The organism is Variovorax atrisoli (assembly GCF_014195185.1).
Classification (GTDB): Bacteria; Pseudomonadota; Gammaproteobacteria; order Burkholderiales; family Burkholderiaceae_C; genus Variovorax; species Variovorax atrisoli.
Genome location: NZ_JACIBG010000002.1, coordinates 308,375 through 329,031, shown reverse-complemented (window position 1 = coordinate 329,031; position 20,657 = coordinate 308,375). Strand labels below are relative to the sequence as shown.

Genomic DNA, 20,657 nt, shown 5'->3' with positions numbered 1-20,657 from the left:
CCGTCAGATTGGTGGTGCTGACGTTGGTTGCGCTCAGCGTGTTGATCGTGCCATTGCTGGCCGTCAGATTGGTGGTGCTGACGTTGGTTGCGCTCAGCGTGTTGATCGTTCCGTTGCTGGCCGTCAGATTGGTGGTGCTGACGTTGGTTGCGCTCAGCGTGTTGATCGTGCCATTGCTGGCCGTCAGATTGGTGGTGCTGACGTTGGTTGCGCTCAACGTGTTGATCGTTCCGTTGCTGGCCGTCAGATTGGTGGTGCTGACGTTGGTTGCGCTCAGCGTATTGATGGTGCCGTTGCTCGCGGTCAGGTCGGTGGTGCTGACATTGGTCGCGCTCAGCGTGTTGATCGTGCCGTTGCTCGCGGTCAGGTCGGAGGTGCTGACGTTGGTCGCGCTCAGCGTGTTGATCGTGCCGTTGTTGGCCGTCAGGTCGGTCGTGCTGACATTGGTGGCGCTGACGTTGGTAGCGCTCAACGTGTTGATGGTGCCGTTCGACGCGGTCAGGTTGGTGGTGCTGACGTTCGCCGAGCTCAGCGTGTTGATCGTGCCGTTGCTTGCCGTCAGGTTCGTCGTGCTCACGTTGGCCGAGCTCAACGTGTTGATGGTGCCGTTCGACGCGGTCAGGTTGGTAGTGCTGACGTTCGTCGAGCTCACCGTATTGATCGTGCCGTTCGAGGCCGTCAGGTTGGTGGTGCTGACGTTGGTGGAGGTCAGCGTGGCGATGCTGCCGGTGTTCGACGTCAGGTTGGTGGCATCGATGTTGGTCGAGGTGATGCCGGTCGCCAGCACATTCGTCGATGTGACGCCGGTCGCCAGGATGTTGGTCGAGGTCAGCGACTGGATCGTGCCGTTGCTCGAGGACACGCTGCCGGTGGTCACGCTGCCCGCGCTCACGGTGTTGGCCGTGATGCTGGTGGAGCTCAGCGTGTTGATCGTGCCGCTGGTGGCGGAGACGCTGGACGTGGTCAGGTTGTTGATGGTGCCGTTGGTGGCCGAGACGTTCGTGGCGCTGACGCTGCCTGCAGACACGGTACCCGCGGTGATCGTGCCGGCGCTGATGCTGGAGGAGGTCAGGTTGGTGACCGTGCCGCTGGTGGCGGAGAGGTTCGTCGCAGTGACGTTGGCCGAGGACACGGTGCCGGCGGTGATGCTGCCAGCAGACACGGTGCCTGCGGTGATCGTGCCCGTGCTGATGCTGGAAGAGGTCAGGTTGGTGACCGTGCCGCTGGTAGCGGAGAGGTTCGTCGCAGTGACGTTGGCCGAGGACACCGTACCGGCGGTGATGCTGCCCGCAGACACGGTGCCTGCGGTGATCGTTCCGGTGCTGATACTGGAGGAGGTCAGGTTGGTGACCGTGCCGCTGGTGGCGGACAGGTTCGTCGCAGTGACGTTGGCCGAGGACACGGTACCGGCGGTGATGCTACCTGTAGACACGGTGCCTGCAGAGATGCTGCCTGCGGACACAGTGCCCGCTGTGAGGGTGGCTGTGCTGATGCTCGTGGAGGTCAGGCTGGTTGCCGTCGCCGAGGTCGCGCTCAGGCTCGTGGTGGTCACTCGCGTTGCGGTGATGCTGCCTGCCGCGACCGTGCCGGACGTGATGCTGCCCGAACTCAGGGTATTGATCGTGCCGTTGGTGGCGGTGATATTGGTGCTGCTCACGCTGGCAGAGGACAGCGTCGTTGTCGACACGCCGCCGACTGCGTTCAGCACACCACTGTTGTTTCCTCCGAATCCCGGGCCAGGGGTGTCGACGATGACCTCCTGCCCACCGATCGTGACCTGCGCGTTTGCCACCGGCAGAGTCATCACGTATCCGGCGCTGACGAGCACCGATGCAAGAAGTTTGCTCACGCCCGGACGGCGAACAATGAAAGAGCGAACACTGGAGCGCTGGGATGTAGTCATTTGGACTTTCTTCCTTGAAGAAATCAGTTGCCATTTCTGGTCTTCCACACGCCCTCGTCGTGCGGAAGCAGGGTTGGGTTTCATCGAGTTACCCAATGCAACCGATGCTAGGAATCGAGGTCTTTGCTGAACATCACCGGTATCCGTAGTTATGGTTGTATGCATGTCGGCCGATGCGGCATCGACGAATGCATACATGTGCCGCGAAGCCAATGCACATGCGGCTTTGCGGGCATCGCATGAATCGCGTATTGACGTTTTGAGATGCGTCCTCGGACGCGTTTCGTGTGTCGCGGTGCTACGTAACACGCGCGGTAACTCGCACGTAACAACGGCCTGAAAACGACCTTCGGAAGGCCCTCGCGAGCGCTCGTTTTTCAGCTCGTTTCGGGCAATTTCTTCAACGAAATCAAAGTACTACACGCGTCCTTGCGTGATGTGCGCCGACGCTCGTCCGAGTGGGCATCGTTCCTGCGGTATCTGAAACGAAAGACAACATTTCGAAGCTACCCAAGGGTGGCGACAGAGCCAGAGGACGTCGCGTGATCAATTTTTTCTTGGACATCGGCAATGGCATCAGCGCATGCGGCACGGAACAGGTCCGTTGCGGCAAGGCAGGAGACAACGCAGGAGAGCTGACATGGAAATGAACATCCACTACACCTCTTCGGTCTCTTCGGCGCAGGTGCCTACGGCAGCGCAGTTGTATGGCGGCGTCTTCCATGCCGCGCTGATCGTCGCGGACGACGCCGCCTGCGCAGACCGCATGCGGCGCATCCTCTGCGAGCTCGCGCCGCATCGCCGCGTGGTGGTCGCATCGGGAAGGGCCGAGGCGTTCAATCTGCTTGCCGCGTTGCCTTACGACCTGGTGCTGGTCGACATGCGGCTGCAGGGCAACGATGGCGCCGCGGTTCTTCATCACGTGCGCCAGACCTATCCGCGCATCGAGTGCATCGGCATGTCGGCCACCGACGACCAGCAGCTCGTGAATGCCGCGATCGCCGCGGGCGCCATCGGGTATCTACTTACCGAGACCGACGACGCGGAACTCGCCTATCTGCTGCGCTCCATCGAGCGCGGCGGCTCGCCGATGGATTCGCGCATCGCGCGGCGCATCCTCGGTTCGATCGCGGCCTCGGCCAAGGCCCGCACGATCGACCCCATCCGCGTGCAGAAGCCGGCACCGCAGCGGCAGGACCGGCCGCAGGACCTGCAGCAGAAGGACGGCGCGGACTCGCGGCTGCCGCAAGGGCTGCTGTCGCCGCGCGAACTCAAGGTGCTGCGCCTCATCGCGCAGGGCTGGAGCAACAGGCAGATCGCTGAAGCCGTGTACCTGTCGGTCAACACCATCGAGTTCCACGCGAAGAGCATCTATCGCAAGCTCTCTGTCAAGTCGCGGACCCAGGCGGTCCACGAGGCGATGCAGCACGGGCTCCTGAACTGAAGTCCCCGCGGCGACAGTCTTCGTCGCCCTGCAGCCCCTGGCGGACGCCCGCGGAAGCGGCGCGCCCCGCCTGCGGCCGTCCGCCACGCGCCTGGCGGCCATTGAATATCCTTACAGCGCCCCGCTACAATCGCGGGTTGACTCCTGCTCCAGCGAAGAAGACAAGAGGATCCCCCATGAGTGACATGACCTCCGGCACGCACCGGATCGACACCAGCAAGCGCACGTGGTTGATTGCATCCAGCTGCGCTGGCGTGGCGGGCGGCGTGGCCACCGCCATCCCCTTTGTGAGCACTTTCCAGCCTTCCGAGAAGGCCAAGGCTGCGGGTGCTGCGGTCGAGGTCGATATCTCGGGCCTGAAGGTCGGCGAGAAGATCACGGTCGAATGGCGGGGCAAGCCGGTCTGGATCCTCAAGCGCTCTCCCGAGCAGATCGCGGAACTCCCCAAGCTCGACGGCCAGCTGGCCGACCCTCTCTCCAAGCGCCACCCCGACGAATTCACCCCCAAGTACGCACAGAACGAGCACCGCTCCATCAAGCCCGACGTGCTCGTCGTGGTCGGCATCTGCACCCACCTGGGCTGCTCGCCGACCGACCGTTTCCAGGCCGGTCCGCAGCCTTCGCTGCCGAACGACTGGGAAGGCGGCTTCCTCTGCCCTTGCCACGGTTCGACTTTCGACCTGGCCGGCCGGGTCTTCAAGAACAAGCCTGCGCCCGACAACCTGCCGGTGCCGCCGCACATGTACCTGTCGGACACCAAGCTCCTGATCGGTGAAGACTCCAAGAAGGCCTGAGGCGGAAGAAGAACATGGCTGAATTCCACGAGATCTCCCCCAACGCACCCGCCGGCGCCAAGCTGCTGAACTGGGTCGACAATCGCTTCCCGCTGAGCAAGCTGTGGAACGACCAGTGGGGCAAGTACTACGCGCCGAAGAACTTCAACTTCTGGTACATCTTCGGCTCGCTGGCGATGCTGGTCCTGGTGATCCAGATCGTCACCGGCATCTTCCTGGTCATGCACTACAAGCCCGACGCGAACCAGGCGTTCGCATCGGTCGAGTACATCATGCGCGACGTGCCGTGGGGCTGGCTGATCCGATACATCCATTCGACGGGCGCATCGGCGTTCTTCATCGTGGTGTACCTGCACATGTTCCGCGGCCTGATGTACGGCAGCTACCGCAAGCCGCGCGAGCTGATCTGGGTGTTCGGCTGCGCGATCTTCCTGTGCCTGATGGCCGAGGCCTTCATGGGCTACCTGCTGCCCTGGGGCCAGATGTCCTACTGGGGCGCCCAGGTGATCGTGAACCTGTTCGCCGCCATCCCGTTCGTCGGTCCCGACCTGGCCCTGCTGATCCGCGGCGACTACGTGGTGAGCGACGCCACGCTGAACCGCTTCTTCAGCTTCCACGTGATCGCCGTGCCGCTGGTGCTGCTCGGCCTGGTGGTCGCCCACCTGATCGCGCTGCACGAAGTGGGCTCGAACAACCCCGACGGCATCGAGATCAAGGCCAAGCGCGGCCCCGACGGCCATCCGCTGGACGGCATTCCGTCGCATCCGTACTACACCGTGCACGACATCTTCGGCGTGGTGGTGTTCCTCACGATCTTCTCGGCGGTGATCTTCTTCGCCCCCGAGGCAGGCGGCTACTTCCTCGAATACAACAACTTCATCCCGGCCGACTCGCTGAAGACGCCGAACCACATCGCCCCGGTGTGGTACTTCACGCCGTTCTATTCGATGCTGCGCGCGACCACCGACGACATGGTCAACGTGTTCTCGCTGATCATCGCCGTGGCCGCGATCTGGAACTTCGTCAAGGGCAAGTCGGGCACGGGCCTGAAGATCGCGATCATCGTCGCGGCCGCCGTGGTGATCTTCCTGCTCAAGACCTTCGACGCCAAGTTCTGGGGCGTGGTCGTCATGGGCGGCTCGGTCATCATCCTGTTCTTCCTGCCCTGGCTCGACCACAGCGAAGTCAAGTCGATCCGCTACCGTCCGGGCTGGCACAAGTACGTGTACGGCCTCTTCGTGTTCTTCTTCCTGATCCTCGGCTACCTGGGCATCCAGCCTCCCGGCGTGTGGGGCGAGCTGGGCATCGGCTCGTTCAAGCTGGACATCGCGCAGACCATCTCGCAGATCGGCACGCTCGTGTACCTCGGCTTCTTCCTGCTGATGCCGTGGTGGAGCCGCAAGGGCGAATTCAAGACCGTGCCCGAGCGCGTGGTCTTCGCCGCCCATTGATGAGAACCAGAAGCCAAGAGAGCTGAGAGAAACACGATGAAGAAAAGCATTTCCGGCTGGCTCGCTGTACTGGGTCTCGCGCTGGGCCTGACCTTCTCCGCAGCGGCGTCGGCCGAGTCCGGCGGCATCGCGTGGGACAAGGCACCCAACAAGACGAACGACGTGAGCGCGCTGCAGAACGGCGCCAAGCTGTTCGTCAACTACTGCCTGAACTGCCACTCGGCCGCCTTCATGCGCTACAACCGCCTGCAGGACATCGGCATCACCGAGCAGCAGATCAAGGACAACCTTCTGTTCACCACCGACAAGGTCGGTGAGACCATGAAGGCCAACATCGACGCGCGCCAGGCCAAGGACTGGTTCGGCACCACGCCGCCCGACCTCACGCTGGTCGCGCGCTCGCGTGCCGGCCACGGAGGCACCGGCGCCGACTATCTCTACACCTACCTTCGCACCTACTACCGCGACGAAACCAAGGCCACCGGCTGGAACAACCTGCTGTTCCCGAGCGTCGCCATGCCGAACCCCCTGTGGGAACTGCAAGGCGAGCGCCGCCCGGTCTACACCAAGGTCGAACAGCACGGCCACGAAACCGAGGTGTTCAAGGGCTGGGAGCAAGTCACTCCCGGCACCATGACGCCCGTGCAGTTCGACAATGCGGTCGGCGACCTTGTGAGTTACCTGCAATGGATGGCCGAGCCGGCTCAGAACACCCGCGTGCGCATCGGCGTGTGGGTGCTGCTGTTCCTGGTCATGTCGGTGGTGTTCGTGTGGCGGCTGAACGCCTCGTACTGGAAAGACGTCAAGTAGTTCCGTGCACGCCGACCGGATACCTTCGGGTGTCCGGTCCCACAGAGTGGGTTGCCAACGCGACCCACTCTTTTTGATTTTTAGGAGTCTCTCGCCATGATGGTCTTGTATTCAGGAACGACCTGCCCCTTTTCCCACCGCTGCCGCTTCGTGTTGTTCGAAAAGGGCATGGACTTCGAGATCCGCGACGTCGATCTCTACAACAAGCCCGAAGACATCAGCGTGATGAACCCGTACGGCCAGGTGCCGATCCTGGTCGAGCGCGACCTGATCCTGTACGAGTCGAACATCATCAACGAGTACATCGACGAACGCTTCCCGCACCCGCAGCTGATGCCCGGCGACCCGGTCGACCGCGCCCGCGTGCGCCTGTTCCTGCTCAACTTCGAGAAGGAACTCTTCGTGCACGTCTCGACCCTCGAGAACCGCACCACCAAGGGCAACGAGAAGGCGCTCGAAAAGGCCCGCTCGCACATCCGCGACCGCCTCACGCAGCTGGCGCCCGTGTTCCTCAAGAACAAGTACATGCTGGGCGACAACTTCTCGATGCTCGACGTGGCCATCGCGCCGCTGCTGTGGCGCCTCGACTACTACGGCATCGACCTCAGCAAGAACGCTGCGCCGCTGCTGAAGTACGCCGAGCGCATCTTCTCGCGCCCGGCCTACATCGAAGCACTGACCCCGTCCGAAAAGGTCATGCGAAAGTAATTAAGATCGCCCCCAGGCTTCGCGCACTTCGTGTCGCTTCGCCAACCCCCTTCCGGGGGCAGCACCAGCGGTCCGGCAAAGCCGGTTCCGCGGTGTTCCGCGAAGAGACGGTGGCCGATTCGAGGCCGCGATTTCGCGATTGTTTGGTACCAATTTCATGATCAACGCGCTCGAGTCGTCATCCACCCGCCCATACCTCATCCGGGCGCTGTACGAATGGTGCACCGACAACGGCTTCACGCCCTACGTCGCGGTGCAGGTCGACGAGACCGTCCAGGTTCCGCGCGAGTACGTGAAGAACGGCGAGATCGTGCTCAACATCAGCTTCGACGCGACCAGCTCGCTTAAGCTCGGCAACGACTTCATCGAGTTCAAGGCCCGCTTTGCGGGCACGGCGCGTGAAATCAGCGTACCGGTGGGGCGCGTGATCGCGATCTATGCGCGCGAGAACGGGCAGGGCATGGCGTTTCCCGCGCCGGCTCCGGCTGCTCCCCAAGAGGGCCATGCCGATGCGCCGGCTCCCGCCCAGGCACCCGCACGCTCGCCGCTGCGTGATGCTTCCCGCGGCGGCAGTGGCGCCCCCGAAGGCGATGCCGGCAAGATCGTCCACCTGGTGACGGGCGAGGACGGCAGCGAGACGGTCGATGCAGATTCCCCGGACGAGCCGCCGCGACCGCCATCCGGTGGTGGCACCCGACCGTCGCTCAAGCGGATCAAGTAAGCAACAGGCAGGCGCGCGTGGCGATCGGTGCCCGGCCGGACCGGTCGGCGGCGCCACTAGAATCACGTACTGGAATTCAGCCGCTTTAGCTCAATTGGTAGAGCACCCGCCTTGTAAGCGGAAGGTCGTCAGTTCGATTCCGACAAGCGGCACCAAGCAAGAAACCCCTGAGTCCTGAATGGGCTCAGGGGTTTTCTTCTTTTCCTGGCTCATGCCGAGGCCGACTGCGCCACCCCCTGCATCGCCAACCCCAGCATCGCCAGCTGCGCCACCAGCGCCGGCCTTTGGGCCGAGCGCATGTTCTCCAGCACCGTCCCCAGCAGCGCTGCGCTGCGCCCCAGGCCGGCCTGCTTCAGCCGCTGCACCTGAGCCTGTGCCCGCGACAGCGCGCCGCCGCTTTGGTGGCGCAGGCCCTGGCGCAGCCACAGGGCCAGCAGTTCCAGGGTGTCGCCGGCCAGTGCGTTGAGCGCGGGCACCTCCTCGATGTCGCTTTGCAGGCCCAGCGGCTGCGGCGCGGCGGTCTCGACCTGGAGCACCACGGCGCGCTGTTCGGTGAGCAGGGTCAGCGGCTGCATGATGGCCTGATCGCCCTGCAGATGCACCGTGCCCGCCACTGCGCGCAGTGCGCCGTGCTCGCCGGCCAGGGTGCGGGCCAGTGCGTCGACGGCGCCGGGGGTGACTGCGCGATGGGGCAGCGCCAGGTGCAGCAGCGATGGCGCATCGTTCTCGTGCGGGCTCGTGTCGTTTTCGTCGTCCGTTGCCGGCGATTGCCCCAGCCGCGCATGGAGCACCTGGGCAGCGGCGTCCCAATGGCACGACGCCACCTCCATGCGCTCGAAGGCCACCACGTGCAACTGGCCCGAGGCGCCGGCGGAAGCACCGCTCGCGGCCTGCCTGGGCTTGACGAAATCCGGCTGCGCCTCGCGCAGGTGTGCCACCAATGCGGCCACGCTGCCTTGTCTCAGCGGCGCGACGAGGTCGTCCCACGACTTGGGTGAGAGCGGTAGCACGCCCGTCTGCCGCGCGCCGGCCGTGATGTCGACCAGCCCGTTGGCGCGCCGGGTCGCGGTCTTGGTGATGACCTGTCCGCTCGCCAGCTGGCGCAGCGGAAAACCCGCGACGCGACGGTTCATGAGGCTGGGCGCGGCACCGCCTGCGGCGGCATCGGCGGCGCGCGACCACTGGCGCTCCAGCACGGTCACGTTCTGGGTGTCGGGGTCGGCGAAGAGGATGCTTGCGCCCTCCGCCGTCTCGTCGGACCAGAGTTCGGCGCCGAGCGAGACCAGCCGCAGATGGTCGAGCGCGACTTCGCCCTTCACGCCGATGCCGAGGATCTGGCTGGCCGGCAGCGTGGGCCGGCTGGTGCCTTCGGGCGGCCGCGCGGCATGCGCCGCCGCGCGCAGCCGCGCCCACAGCTCGGTCGTCACGCGCAGCAGGCGCAGCGGGTCGAAGCGGCTGCTGCGCGCCTGTTGCGCCTGCAGGAGCTGCCAGAGTTCGTCGAGCGCGTCGTCGACCCAGCTCCAGCCCAGCGTGCGGGCCTGTTCGCGCACGGCCTCGAAGCGGGCGGCCAGCGCCATCGCCGGCTGGCTCGATCCGTCGAGCCACAGCGACAGCAGCAGGGCGTCGATGCCGGAGCGCAGCGCGGCGGCAGCCTCGCCCTGCATCACGGAGGGCGCCGGCGAAGCGGCCGCGTCTTCTTCGGACGACGCGACCGGCTGCACCTCGACCATCACTTCCGCCGAGCCCGGCTCCAGCGCACCGGCCTGGCGGAACGCCCACAGCGCGATCACCACATGAGCGCAGCCGCCGCCCTGCTTGCAGTCGCAGCGCGCATGGACCAGCGAGCTGCGCGAGAAGAAACGCACGCTGCACATCGGCAGGCGCGCGACGGGCGGCGCGCTCGCGCTGCGCCAGGCCTGCACGCCGACCACGGGCCGCGCGGCGGCGAGCTTCGCGGCCTGATCGAGCACGGATGGGGCGAAGCTCGCGGCCAGGGCGGCATCGTCGAACTGCGCGGGGCTCCACGCGGTCTCTGGCTCGGGAGGCGAGGCTTCGGCGGAGGCGATCGATGCGCCGGCTTCCGCCGGCGTTGCATTCGCCTTCGCCAGCGCCTGATAGGCCAGCACCAGCATCACCCGATGCCTGCACATGCCGCTCGCGGGGCAGCTGCACTGCGCATCGCGCAGCGTGCGCCCCGGCGGCAGGCTGGTGCGCACGCCATCGTCGAACTGTGCCTGCACCGTGCCGTCGGCGCCGGTCTCGAGCTTGGGCAGCAGGCCGGCCGCCACGTCCTTCTGCGCGCGCTTGACGAAGCCGGCGTTGGCCAGCGCGGTGAGCGCCTCCGGCGTGAGCTCGAGCAGGTCGGCCCTCGACGACGATGCGATGCTGGCGCCGCTCATCCCTGCACCTTCTCTGCCAGCCAGCCTGCGAGCTGGCCCGGCGTCATCGCGCCGATCTGCGCGCCTTCGCGCACCAGGCGCGCGGCCATCTCGCGGTCGTAGTTGGGCTCGGCGTTCGAGTCGAGCGCGGCCAGCCCGAGCACCTTGGCGCCGGATTCGACCAGCGCCTTCACGCGCCGCACCAGCTCGTATTCGCTGCCGCCCTCGTAGAAGTCGCTCACCAGCACCACGATGCTCTTCGCCGGGTTGGCGACCAGCGACTGCGCATACGCCACCGCCTTCGCGATGTCGGTGCCGCCGCCGAGCTGCACTTTCATCAGCAGCTCCACGGGGTCGGAGACGTCGGCCGTCAGGTCGACCACTGCCGTGTCGAAGGCCACGAGGCGCGTGCGCATGCCGGGCAGCTGCCACAGGCAGGCGGCCATCACCGCGCTGTGGATCACCGAATCGACCATCGAGCCGCTCTGGTCGATCAGCAGGACGATGTCCCACGGCTCAGCATGCCGCTTCGTGCGGCTGATGAAGATCGGGTGCTCCACGTAGAGCTTGCGGCGCTGCGGGTCGTAGCGGTGCAGGTTAGCGGCCAGCGTCTGCCGAAAGTCGAAGTTGCGCGCCACCTTCATGCGCGAGCGGCGGCGCCGGTCGCGGCTGCCGCTGAAGGCCTGGCGCACTTCGGTGGCGAGTTTCTCCATGATGCGGCGCACCACCTCGGCCACCAGCTTGCGCGCGGCGGCCAGCACCTCGGGGTTCATCAGGTGCTTGGTGTGGAGCACCGCGCGCAGCAGCGATTCGGAAGGCTCGATGCGCTCCAGCACTTCGAGGTTGGTCACGACCTCGTCGATGCCGTAGCGCTCGACCGCGTCCTGCTCCAGCCGCTCGATCACTTCCTTCGGGAAGAGCGTGTGGATGGTGTTGATCCAGTCCGGCGTGCTCAGAGCCGAGGGGCCCAGGCCCGCGCTGCGTTCGCCGCGGCTTTCGCGGTCGGTGTCGCGGCCGTAGAGCCAGTCGAGCGCGGCGTCGGCGGCCTGCGCCTCGGCGCTCAGTCCGCCGCAGGCCGATTCGGCCGGATCGCCCAGCAGCAGGCGCCAGCGTTGCAGCGGATCGGGAATGTCGAGGCTCATGGGCGAGGGGCTTTCTCGATGTCTTTTTCTTGTTCTTCCAGCGTCACGCCCCAGGCGGCCAGGCGCGCGAACACCGCGTCCTCCACGCGGCGGGCTTCGGCCAGCTGTTCGGGCGGGGCTTCGCCGCTGCGGTGGGCGGTGAGGGTGCGGCGCGAGAGGTGCGTGGCGTCGTGCAGCGTGAGCACCTGGTCGGCGAGCAGGCCGCGCTCCTGCGGCGGCAGCCAGGCGAAGGCGGCGCGCAGGCTGGGCATGGCGCGCACGAAATCGGCGTTGTCCAGGGCCTGCACGGTGCGGTCCATGCCAGCGACGAAGGCGGGCTCCGAAGCGAGCTGCTCGCGCGCGAGCGCCAGAAGCCCGGTGAGCGCATCGCCGAGCACCGGCGGGGGCAGCGACTGCAGCAGCTGCATGGCCTCGGCCGCGCCGCTCTCGCCCTGCGCATGCGGATCGTCGGTACGGCCGGCCAGGCTCAGCGTGGCGCCCAGCGCCGCACCGCGGCTCACGGGCGCCGCGGCGGGGTCGGCGGCCTTGCGCTGCCACACGGCGAGCGCGCGCGCCGACTCCAGGTCGAGGAGCGGCTGCGCGTTGGAATGATCCTGCGCATGCGCCAGCGCGTCGGCCACCATGCGGCGCAGTGCCAGATGCCCTTCGAGGTGCGACTGCATGTCGGCCGGCGCGATGGCCGCGGGCGGCTCCAGCAGCCACAGCGCGCGGTCGAAGCCCGACTCGATCACCACGCGCAGCACCGGCGCGTCGGCCATGCCCAGCATCTGGCCGTGGCGCAGCAGCGTATGCAGCACCGAAAGGGCAGGGCCCAGCGCCTCGAAGCGCGGCTCGGCGGCGATCGCACCGCGCAGCTCGCGCAGCAGCGTGTCGCTCAGCGCGGAAAGCCCCGCCCAGGCGGCCTGGTTGAGGCCTTCAGCCAGCGGGCCGATGCGGCCCCGGGCCTGGCGCAGGTCGTCTTCGAGCCGGGCGCGTGCCGCGTCGTGCAGGCTCGCGCCCCAGGCACCTGCCTCGATCAGCGCGGCCTGCTGCTCCAGCGGCTCGGAAAGCGACCACAGCTCGGTGCGTTCGCCCGACATCGCGAGCTTCGGCCCCTGCGTGCGCCGCACGCCGGGCAGCCGCAGGATGGCGAGGCGATGCAGCAAGCGGCTCCTCGCGCGGTCGGTTTCGGCGAGCAGGTCGAGCTTGAGCTGGCCTCGCAGCGCGATGCCGTGTGCGCCCAGCTCGGCCTGCACGGCGGCCACCAGCGGCGGCTGCGGCGTGCCGGGCGCGAGGCGGCCGACGGTGTCGCCGGCCAGCACGTCCATGGCCTGGACCAGCACGGGATCGGTGCCGGGACGGATCCTGCCGCGATAGGTCCAGGGCAGCGGCGCATCGAGCGCGTCCTTCACCACCGCGCCGGCCAGCGCGTCGAGCCAGTCGGAGCGCAGCGGCTTGTCGTGTCCGCGCAGCCGCGCGAGTCCCTGGGCGCGCAGGTGCACTGCCATGAGGTCGGCGGTGGAGGCGGGCAGCTTCTTGTCGCGCAGGCGCTGCATCACCAGCTGCAGCGCGCGGTGCGCGGCGCCCTCGGGGCCGTGGTCCCACACCCACTGGTAGTAGGCGGGCGACGGCATGCCCGAGGCGTAGCCCGCGAAGGCGTCCAGGCGCTTGAAGGTGTAGGGCACGAGGTAGGAGCCGAAGCGCAGAGGGGCCTGCGGGCCCGGCGGCTGGGCTGGCTGCGACTCGTCTTCGTCCTCGTCGGTGGTCTCGGGCGAGGGCTGCGGCGTCTCGGGCAGCGTGGCGGGCAGGCCCTGCCACAGCCGCGCGAGCGCCGGCGCGTGATAGCCGCCGCACACCACCAGCGCCTGCGCACGGCCGGGTTCGCCCGGCTGCGCCATCGCCCAGGCGATCCAGCGCGCCATCATGGCTTCGCGCGCCTGGTTGCCCAGCGAGCCGGGGTCCTGGCCGCGCAGGTGATCGAAGTAGGTGGACAGGCGCTGCGCGAGCTCGGCCACGTCGCAGCCGTCCTCGAACAGGTGGTCCCACAGCGCATCGCGGCCCTGCACCGAGAGCTTCTCGGTCAGCGCGCGCTCGTAGGCCTCGGCGCGTTCCTCGTGTTCATGGTCGGCCACGTCGGCATAGCGGTTCTCCATGCGCGAGAAGGCGTCGTGCCAGGCCGGCAGGTCGATGAAGCGCACGGCGGCACCCACCTCGCGCGCCACCTGCAGCGCCTGCCACTCGGGCGAATGCTCGGCGAAGGGCGACCACGAGCCGCGGTGCGTGCGGTCGCTCGACAGATAGCTGTAGATCGCCACCGGCGGGCTGTGCTGCAGGTAGAGCTCGTCGAGCCGTTCGTTGAAGTCGGCCGGGCCTTCGATGAGCACGTACATGGGCCGCAGCGCACGGATGCGCTCGGCCACCAGCCGCGCACACGCGGGGCTGTGGTGGCGCACGCCGACGATGTGTGGTGATTCGCTCATCCTCGTCACCGATGGTGCGCCAAGCGAAGCGAAGGCCCTTCGCGGAACACCGCGGAACCGGCTCTGCCGGGCCGCTGGTGTTGCCCCCTGCAAGGGGGTTGGCGAAGCGACACGAAGTGCGCGAAGCCTGGGGGTTTGCTCATATCACGGCAGTCTGTGGCGAGCCTCGTAGTAGGCGCGCCAGTGCGTCCCGCTGCGCTTGGCCGCCTTCTGCTCGAAGTAGCGCCGCAGCTTCGCGCGGTCGTCCGCGTTGTCCTTGACCACCGTGCCGGCGATGCAATCGACCAGGTCCGCGGGCGAGCCTTCGCGCTGTTCGAGGAACCACGCGCGCACGCCCACCGCGTGGGCCACGTTCACGGCTTCCGCGGTCGACATCACGGCGGTGAGCCGGTCCATGGCCCCGTCGCCGCTGCTGCTGCCGCCGCCATCGCCCTTCGCGGGCGCTCCGCGCAGGTCGCGGAAGGTCGACACCAGCAGCTCCAGCACGGGCTCGGGCACCGTCTTCGGGATGCCGCTCTGCGCGAGCAGCCGCGCCGACGATTCCTGTACCAGCGCCAGCTCGCGGTCGAAGTCGAGGATGGGGAACACGGTCTCGAAGTCGAAGCGGCGCTTGAGCGCCGCGCTCATCTCGTTCACGCCGCGGTCGCGCGTGTTGGCGGTGGCGATGATGTTGAAGCCCTCGCGCGCATAGAGCATGCCGTGCTCGCCCGAGAGCTCGGGCACCGCCATCACGCGGTCGGAGAGCATGCCCAGCAGGCAGTCCTGCACTTCGAGCGGCGCGCGGGTGATTTCCTCGAAACGCACCACCTGGCCCTGCTGCATGCCCGTGTACAGCGGCGCCGGCACCATCGCGCGCGGGCTCGGTCCCTCGTTGATGAGCAGCGCGTAGTTCCAGCCGTACTTGATCTGGTCCTCGGTGATCGATGCGCCGCCCTGGATGGTGAGCGTCGAGATGCCCGAGATGGCCGTGGCCAGCAGCTCCGACAGCATCGACTTCGCGGTGCCCGGCTCGCCCACCAGCATCAGCCCGCGCCCGGTGGCCAGCGTGACCAGCATGCGCTCGATGCTGGCCACGGGCGCGACGATCTTCGGCGCGATGTCGAGCGCCGCGTCGCCCAGGATGAACGAGCGCGCGGCCTTCAGGCTCAGCGCCCAGCCCGGCGGGTGCGGGTCCTTGTCCTTCGCGCGCAGGCGGGCGAGCTGGTCGGCGTAGAGGATTTCCGCCGGCGGGCGCTGCAGCGCGGCGGGGGTGGTGTCCTTGGATGTCTTGCTTGCGGTGGCCATCTGGTCGTTCAGGCGCGAAGGCCTTCCATGTCACGAATGAGTTCGCTCGCCGAGATCGGATCGAGCTGGTTCAGCGTCTCCGCGTTCTGCATGTTGCCCCAGCCCGAAGGCTTGCCGACCTGCACTTCGCCGAGTTCCTGTTCGGGGTACTCGTCGACCATGCCGACGATGATGCCCGGGTCGAGGTACAGCTCGATCACGCGGTCGGTGCCCAGCGGCTTGGTGAAGTACCAGATGCCGCCGCCGTCCTGCGCCTCGCCGCGGCGCCAGCCCTTGTTGACCAGGCCGAGCACGCGGCCGGTGGGCACCTTGGCCTTCTTCCAGCGTTCGAGCTTGTTGCTGCCCTTTTCTTCCTCGGTCAGCGTGTAGACGTCGCGGCCGATCTGCGCGAAGGGCTGCAGCAACTCGTAGTCGGCGAACACCTGGCCGAAGGCCGCGGCATCGGCGGGCGGCAGTTCGAGCGCGTGCGGCACGCCGATGCGGATGTTCTCGCCCGTGGGCAGCTCGAAAGCGTCGTCCTCGGCCGTGGTGCAGCTGCCGTCCTCGGCCACGCGGAAGCAGGCCTTGAGCGTGCCGCCGTAGCTGCCGCCGCCGGCCACCTCGTACACGCCCCAGATCAGGCGCTGCACCAGGTGGCGCACCAGCGGATGCTCGACCAGGAAGGTGCGGAACACCTCGGGCGTCCAGCGGCGGCGGGTGCACATCGCGACTTCGAGGCGCAGCAGCTGCTGGCTGGCGATGGTGCGCGCGTCCTTCTTGAGCAGCTTGAAGCGCTCGACGGCTTCCTTGCCCAGCTCGGCGTCGTCGGTCTTCTTGGGCTTCGGCAGGTCGGGCAGGCGCGCGCCGGCCACGCCGTCGGCGCCGATCTCGCGCACGTAGGGCTTGAGCGTCTCGTCGAAGCCCACCTTGAAGGCGCGAGGGCCGAAGTCCAGCCGCATGGTGCCCTGCTCGTCGAGGCCGAGGTCGGGCGCGAGCCGGTCCTCGAGCTCCTCGGTGCTCAGGCCGCGCGCCTCGGCGATGGCGTCGATCTTCTCGCGCGCCTTGTCCTGCAGGCCCTTGAACTTGACCTTCTGCGCGATGCCGTTGAGCAGCATCAGCGCCACGTCGCTGCCGATGTTGGCGAGTACGTCGAGGCCGGTGACGGCGCGCGCGTGCGAAGCCTCGCCGGGCCAGGCGCGGATGAAGGGCGTGAGCTTGCGCGCGGTGTCGTCGTTGCCCAGGTGGCCCAGGCTGGTGAGGGCCCAGCCTTCCTTGCTCGGGCCGCTGGCCTCCAGCCATGCGGTGAAGGCGTCCCAAGCGAAGTCGGCGAGCGAGGCGGCGTCGCAGGCTTCCTTGACCACGGCGATGCCTCCGTAGACCTCTTCGTTGGTCGGGAAGGTGAGCATCTGGCCCAGGTGCTCCAGCGCGTCGTCGGGCAGCGCCTTGCCGTTCTTCAGCACAGGGCGGCGCCAGCCGCGCGGCTGCCAGAACTCGGGCAGCTTCGCGCGCTTGGTGGGAAAGCGGTCGAGCGGGCTCTCGTCGAGCACGGCGCGCAGCGCCTCCACCACCTCGGGCCTGCCGTAGCGGCCGGCGACTTCGAGCAGCAGCGCCTCGTGGCCGTTGGCCTGCAGCAGGCGCAGCGCCGAGCCGGCGCAGTCGCGCGCCTCGCCGGCCTTGCCCAGCGCGGGCGCGATCAACCCGCAGGCGGCGTGCTCGGGGAACTTGAGCAGCCACTCGCGGCCCGTGGCGCGCAGCGTCTTGAGCTTGGCGAAGGCGCGCGCGGCGGGCAGCGCGAGTTCGGGCGTGCCGTAGTAGAGCGCGAACGAGAGGTTCTCGCCCGGCTTGGCGCGCACCATCGACAGCAGCCCCGGCAGCACCGCCAGGCCGTGCGTCGCGAGGATGTGGCCGATGCCGTAGTCCTCGGCCTCGCCGGCGATCGCGTTCCAGAAAGGCACGCCCACGGCGGCCGGCAACATTGCCGCGTAGGTCGACTGGAAGCGGAACCAGTAGTAGCGCTCCTTCTTGCGCTCGACCACCATCGCGCGCCATGCGGCGATCAGCGCATCGGCATCGCCGGCAGCGACTGCGGCGACGGCGGCTTCGTTCATCGGGTGCAGCTGCTTCTTGCTGCGGTCGAAGCCCAGCTCGTCGAGCAGCACGCGCACGTCCTGTCGCGCGCTCGCGTGGCGGCTCTGCTGCCACGAGTTGGCGCTCAGCGCGTTCGCGCGCGCCGCCTCGTCCCAGCGCTCGACGGGCGCGAGCGCCAGCGGCTCCAGCGCCAGCGCGCCGGCCGCCTTCTTCTGCACCTTCGCCAGCCATGGCGGCGAGGCCAGCACGCCGGGAAGCTCGTCGGCGCCGGCCACCTCGGCAGGGCCGGCCAGCAGCGCGAGCTGGCGGTCGATGACGGCCTGCGCGCCGGCGTCGAGCCAGGGCCGAAGGCCGTCGACCAGGCCCGCGTGCGCGCGCAGCAGGCGCGTGAGGCTGGGCGTGACGAGATTGGCGTCCTTGCCGCCGGCGGCGACCAGCCGCGACAGCGCCACCAGCGCCGCCTGCGGCCAGCGGTCGACCGAGAGCGAGAAGCGCGCGAGCGCCGCCTTGGAGCTGCCGGCCACGCGCGCGAGCGCCTGCACCGCCTCGGGCGTGCCGATGGCCGCGAGCCCGTCGCCGGCCTCGTCGCTGGCGGCGCCGCGCTCCAGGCCTTCGACGGCATCGATGCCGCGTTCCTGGATCAGCGTGGCGACCATGTTGTCGTGGCCCCAGAAGCCGGTGGAGTAGCCCACGCGCGTCTTCGCGGCAAGCGCGATCGCCGCGGGCTCGGTGGCGGTGAGCGTCAGCCAGTGCAGTGTCTCGGGCGTGTCCTTCTCGGCCGCGAGGGAGTGCGCCAGCGCGTTGGAGATTTCGGGCGCATCGGGCAGCAGCATCGCGATGATCGGGCGGCGGCTCGCATGCAGCTGCGGCAGGGCCGTCTCGATCCGGTCGCGGGCTTGCTGCCACGCCTCCTGCGGTGCCGCGGCCAGGTGGCGCCGCACGGCCTGCTCGCCCTGGCCCAGCGGGCCGCGCCAGCCGTTGCTCATCGGGCGGGTTACGCTGCTCGTGAAGCGGCTCTTGCGGCTCTTGGTGCCGTGGTTGTAGTCGGTCTCGACCTGCACGCGCTGCGCGTCGAGCAGCACGCCGACGGCATCGACCAGGCCGTACTGCGCGACCAGGTAGTCGACGATGGCCTCGGCCGGCTCGCTTTCGCCGTAGTAGCCCGAGGTGCCGAGCGCCAGCGCGAGCATCAGCGCGTCGGCCTCGGTATCCGCGCCCGGCGCTGTGCTGGCGGCCTGCGCGCCCAAGCGATCGAGCATGCGCTGCGCGGCGGGGCGCAGCGCGGCGTCGGTGCCGTCGAGGTCGATCGAAGCTTCGAGCTTGCGCTGCGCGAGGTACCACGCGGCCGTCGTGCTGCGGTTCTCCACCGGTTGCGGGAAGCGACGCGACGCGAAGGCCTCCCGCCGCATCTCGGGCGTGAAGCGGATCGGCGTGCCGGCGGCCAGCCACGGCGGCGTGTCGGCGCTGCCGGCCGCATCGGAAGCGGAGGGCAGCACGACTGCTGCATCGGCGGCGCCGGTCGCAGCCTCGGCGCCGAGCTGGCGTGCGATCTTCTGGGCGTGCTTGCCCGGCGTGGCGGTGGTGCCCCAGCCGGAGAGCAGGCCCTGGTCCTTGAGGCGCTTGAAGGCCAGCGCAGCGGCCTGTTCGCTCACGCCGTGCTGGCGCTTGAGCATCGCGGCCGACAGCGCGTCGGTGGGCTTGAGCTGGTCGGCTTCGAGCTGCGCGCGCACCGCCTCGAAGGCGCGGTCGGCCTGCGTGTCGATGCTTTCGGTGGGAGCTGCGGTTTCCTGCGTCGCCGGCGCCGCTTCGGCCGTCGCCGCGGATGCCGGTGCGCTCGCTTCCGTCTTGGGTGTCGCCGCCTCGGCCTTCGGCTTCGCCTCGGTCTTGCCGATGGCAGCACCGGAGTCCACGCCGACTTCGCCGTAGCCCTTGCCGGTCTTCTCGTTCACCAGCTTGGTCAGCGCGGCCGCGGCCTTGGTGGCGTCGGCGAACGACTTGGTCTGGCTCTGGCCCGCGGTGCCGATGCGGCCCCAGCGGATGTTGAGTTCGGTGTCTGCCTGTTCGATCTCCCAGAATTTGCTGGCGGTTCCTTCGATCAGTTCAAAACGGCGCATGAAAAAGACGTCCTCCTGTGAATCGATGAAGAGCGGTCGGCGATCGCGCTGCGGGTCGTTCCTTCCGCCGGGTCGCCGCCGAGGATAAGGGGCCGGCGTGAAGGCCAGACCCTTGCGGGGCCTTCGTCGGCAGGAAGATTTCGTTCAAGGCGCCAGCAGGCGCGCGAGGATTACGAAGAAATCATTCAGGCGGTGCGCCCGAGCTCGCTCGCGAAGGCGTAGGCCGGTCCCATGCGCTGCCGCTTGCAGTGCGCCAGCGCGCGCTCGGCCGCTTCGAGCAGGCTGCCGAGCGTGTCGCCGTCGCCGGGATGGCTGGCGATGCCCATGCTGAGTTCGCCGCCCGCGAGCAGCCGGCCTTCATAGGCCACGGGCCGCGCACCGGCGGTCTCGATGCGGATCGCCATCTCCGCGAGCTTCTGCCGCGGCGGCACGCCGACCAGCAGGATCGCGAAGCTGTCGGCGCCGAGTCGCGCCACCATGTCGTCGGCGCGCAGCTGCTCGCGCAGGCGATGGGCGATGGCTGCCAGCACCGCATCGCCGCCTGTCTGGCCATGGCGTTCGTACACCGCGTCGAAATCGTTCAGTCCGATCAGCATCAGCGAGAAGCTGCGGTCCTCGCGCAGCCATTCCTCGCCGCGCAGCTCGAAGCCGGCCTCGCTGGCCGCACCGGTGAGCGCGTCGATGCCCGGCGCCGCCAGGAGCGATTGAGCGTGCGCCTCGACGGCTCTTTCTTCGCGGATGCGCATGGCGGCGGCCACCGCGAGCAGCGCGAGCTCTGCGATGACCGCGGCCTGCGCGAGGCTTGCATGGCCCGGTGTCCAGGGCGCCACGCCCCAGGCCGGAAGATGCGCCGCCGAGACGCCCGCCAGCAGCAGCGCCGCGCCCACGCAGAAGAGCAGCGCAGGCCACGGCGCGCGGCGGCGCACTGAGATGGCGCCTGCGACGAGCGTCACGGTGGAAGCCGCAACCAGCACCTGCAGCACGCGCAGCAGCCAGGGCAGGCGGGCCTCGATGGCGCAATAGAGAGCGGCCAGCGCCAGCGCGGCGAGAAAGCCCAGCGCGACGCGGTCCAGGCGCGGCGTGAACTTCGGCAGCCGCAGCAATTGCCGCGAGAACTCCAGGCGGCATCCGGCCCAGAGCATCAGCAGGAGTGCGGCCCAATGAGCTCGCGGCCCATCGGGCGAAAAGCGATCCAGCAGTGCGAAGCCCGCGAGCGCGAAGCCACAGGCCAGCACGTACCAGGCATGCATGCGGGCGCTGCCGGACACCAGCAGCAGCACCAGGCCGCAGACCATCAGGCCGGCGAGCACGCCAAGACTCATGCCGGCCTGCATGGGCGGGGGTGAAGGTGAAGGTTGGCTGAGACGGGGCGAAGGCTGGGC

The 20,657-nt window shown here is 68.4% G+C and carries 14 protein-coding genes and 1 tRNA gene; 8 read left to right on the top strand and 7 right to left on the bottom strand.

Annotation, left to right across the window (positions count from 1 at the left end):
- Positions 1-1,432: beta strand repeat-containing protein (locus FHY06_RS08480; RefSeq protein ID WP_409327443.1), on the bottom strand; the 1,432-nt coding region annotated here is incomplete at its 3' end.
- 1 nt (position 1,433) lies between these two features.
- Here FHY06_RS08480 and FHY06_RS08475 point away from each other — a divergent pair.
- From FHY06_RS08475 to FHY06_RS08440, 8 genes are all read left to right on the top strand, one after another.
- A complete protein-coding gene (locus FHY06_RS08475; RefSeq protein WP_221404179.1) occupies positions 1,434-2,033 on the top strand; it encodes a hypothetical protein in 600 nt (199 codons plus the stop codon).
- A 510-nt stretch (positions 2,034-2,543) separates the two neighbouring features.
- Positions 2,544-3,347, top strand: coding sequence for a response regulator transcription factor (locus FHY06_RS08470; RefSeq protein ID WP_132796903.1), 804 nt, complete (start codon positions 2,544-2,546; stop codon positions 3,345-3,347).
- A gap of 176 nt (positions 3,348-3,523) precedes the next feature.
- On the top strand, positions 3,524-4,141 hold the full coding sequence (petA, locus tag FHY06_RS08465; RefSeq protein WP_019654381.1) for a ubiquinol-cytochrome c reductase iron-sulfur subunit: 618 nt from the start codon (positions 3,524-3,526) through the stop codon (positions 4,139-4,141).
- Positions 4,142-4,155: 14 nt separating this feature from the next.
- A complete protein-coding gene (locus FHY06_RS08460; protein WP_019654380.1) occupies positions 4,156-5,592 on the top strand; it encodes a cytochrome b in 1,437 nt (478 codons plus the stop codon).
- Positions 5,593-5,628: 36 nt separating this feature from the next.
- Entirely contained in the window at positions 5,629-6,402 is a 774-nt protein-coding gene (locus tag FHY06_RS08455; protein WP_184604465.1) for a cytochrome c1, read from the top strand.
- A gap of 96 nt (positions 6,403-6,498) precedes the next feature.
- The gene (locus FHY06_RS08450) at positions 6,499-7,110 is read left to right on the top strand and encodes a glutathione S-transferase N-terminal domain-containing protein (RefSeq protein WP_007835362.1); all 612 of its coding nucleotides are present in this window, start codon (positions 6,499-6,501) and stop codon (positions 7,108-7,110) included.
- A gap of 157 nt (positions 7,111-7,267) precedes the next feature.
- Positions 7,268-7,831, top strand: a complete 564-nt coding sequence (locus tag FHY06_RS08445; RefSeq protein WP_019654378.1) for a ClpXP protease specificity-enhancing factor — start codon at positions 7,268-7,270, stop codon at positions 7,829-7,831.
- A gap of 79 nt (positions 7,832-7,910) precedes the next feature.
- Positions 7,911-7,986: transfer RNA gene (locus FHY06_RS08440), tRNA-Thr, on the top strand.
- 54 nt (positions 7,987-8,040) lie between these two features.
- Here FHY06_RS08440 and FHY06_RS08435 read toward each other — a convergent pair.
- The 6 genes from FHY06_RS08435 to FHY06_RS08410 all read right to left on the bottom strand — a co-directional run bounded on the left by FHY06_RS08435 (position 8,041) and on the right by FHY06_RS08410 (position 20,597).
- Positions 8,041-10,230: a YehQ family protein gene (locus tag FHY06_RS08435; protein WP_184604462.1), complete on the bottom strand. Its 2,190-nt coding sequence runs from the start codon at positions 10,228-10,230 to the stop codon at positions 8,041-8,043.
- Positions 10,227-11,351 carry a VWA domain-containing protein gene (locus FHY06_RS08430; protein ID WP_184604459.1) on the bottom strand — a complete coding sequence of 375 codons (1,125 nt, stop codon included), beginning with the start codon at positions 11,349-11,351 and terminating at the stop codon, positions 10,227-10,229. Before FHY06_RS08430 ends, FHY06_RS08435 begins: the two co-directional genes overlap by 4 nt.
- The gene (locus tag FHY06_RS08425) at positions 11,348-13,810 is read right to left on the bottom strand and encodes a DUF5682 family protein (protein WP_184604456.1); all 2,463 of its coding nucleotides are present in this window, start codon (positions 13,808-13,810) and stop codon (positions 11,348-11,350) included. Before FHY06_RS08425 ends, FHY06_RS08430 begins: the two co-directional genes overlap by 4 nt.
- Before the next feature lie 144 nt (positions 13,811-13,954).
- Positions 13,955-15,094, bottom strand: coding sequence for an ATP-binding protein (locus tag FHY06_RS08420; protein WP_184604454.1), 1,140 nt, complete (start codon positions 15,092-15,094; stop codon positions 13,955-13,957).
- Between the two features lie 8 nt (positions 15,095-15,102).
- Entirely contained in the window at positions 15,103-19,275 is a 4,173-nt protein-coding gene (locus FHY06_RS08415; protein WP_019654372.1) for a WGR and DUF4132 domain-containing protein, read from the bottom strand.
- Between the two features lie 185 nt (positions 19,276-19,460).
- The gene (locus tag FHY06_RS08410) at positions 19,461-20,597 is read right to left on the bottom strand and encodes a sensor domain-containing diguanylate cyclase (protein WP_184604451.1); all 1,137 of its coding nucleotides are present in this window, start codon (positions 20,595-20,597) and stop codon (positions 19,461-19,463) included.
- Positions 20,598-20,657 lie beyond the last annotated feature (60 nt).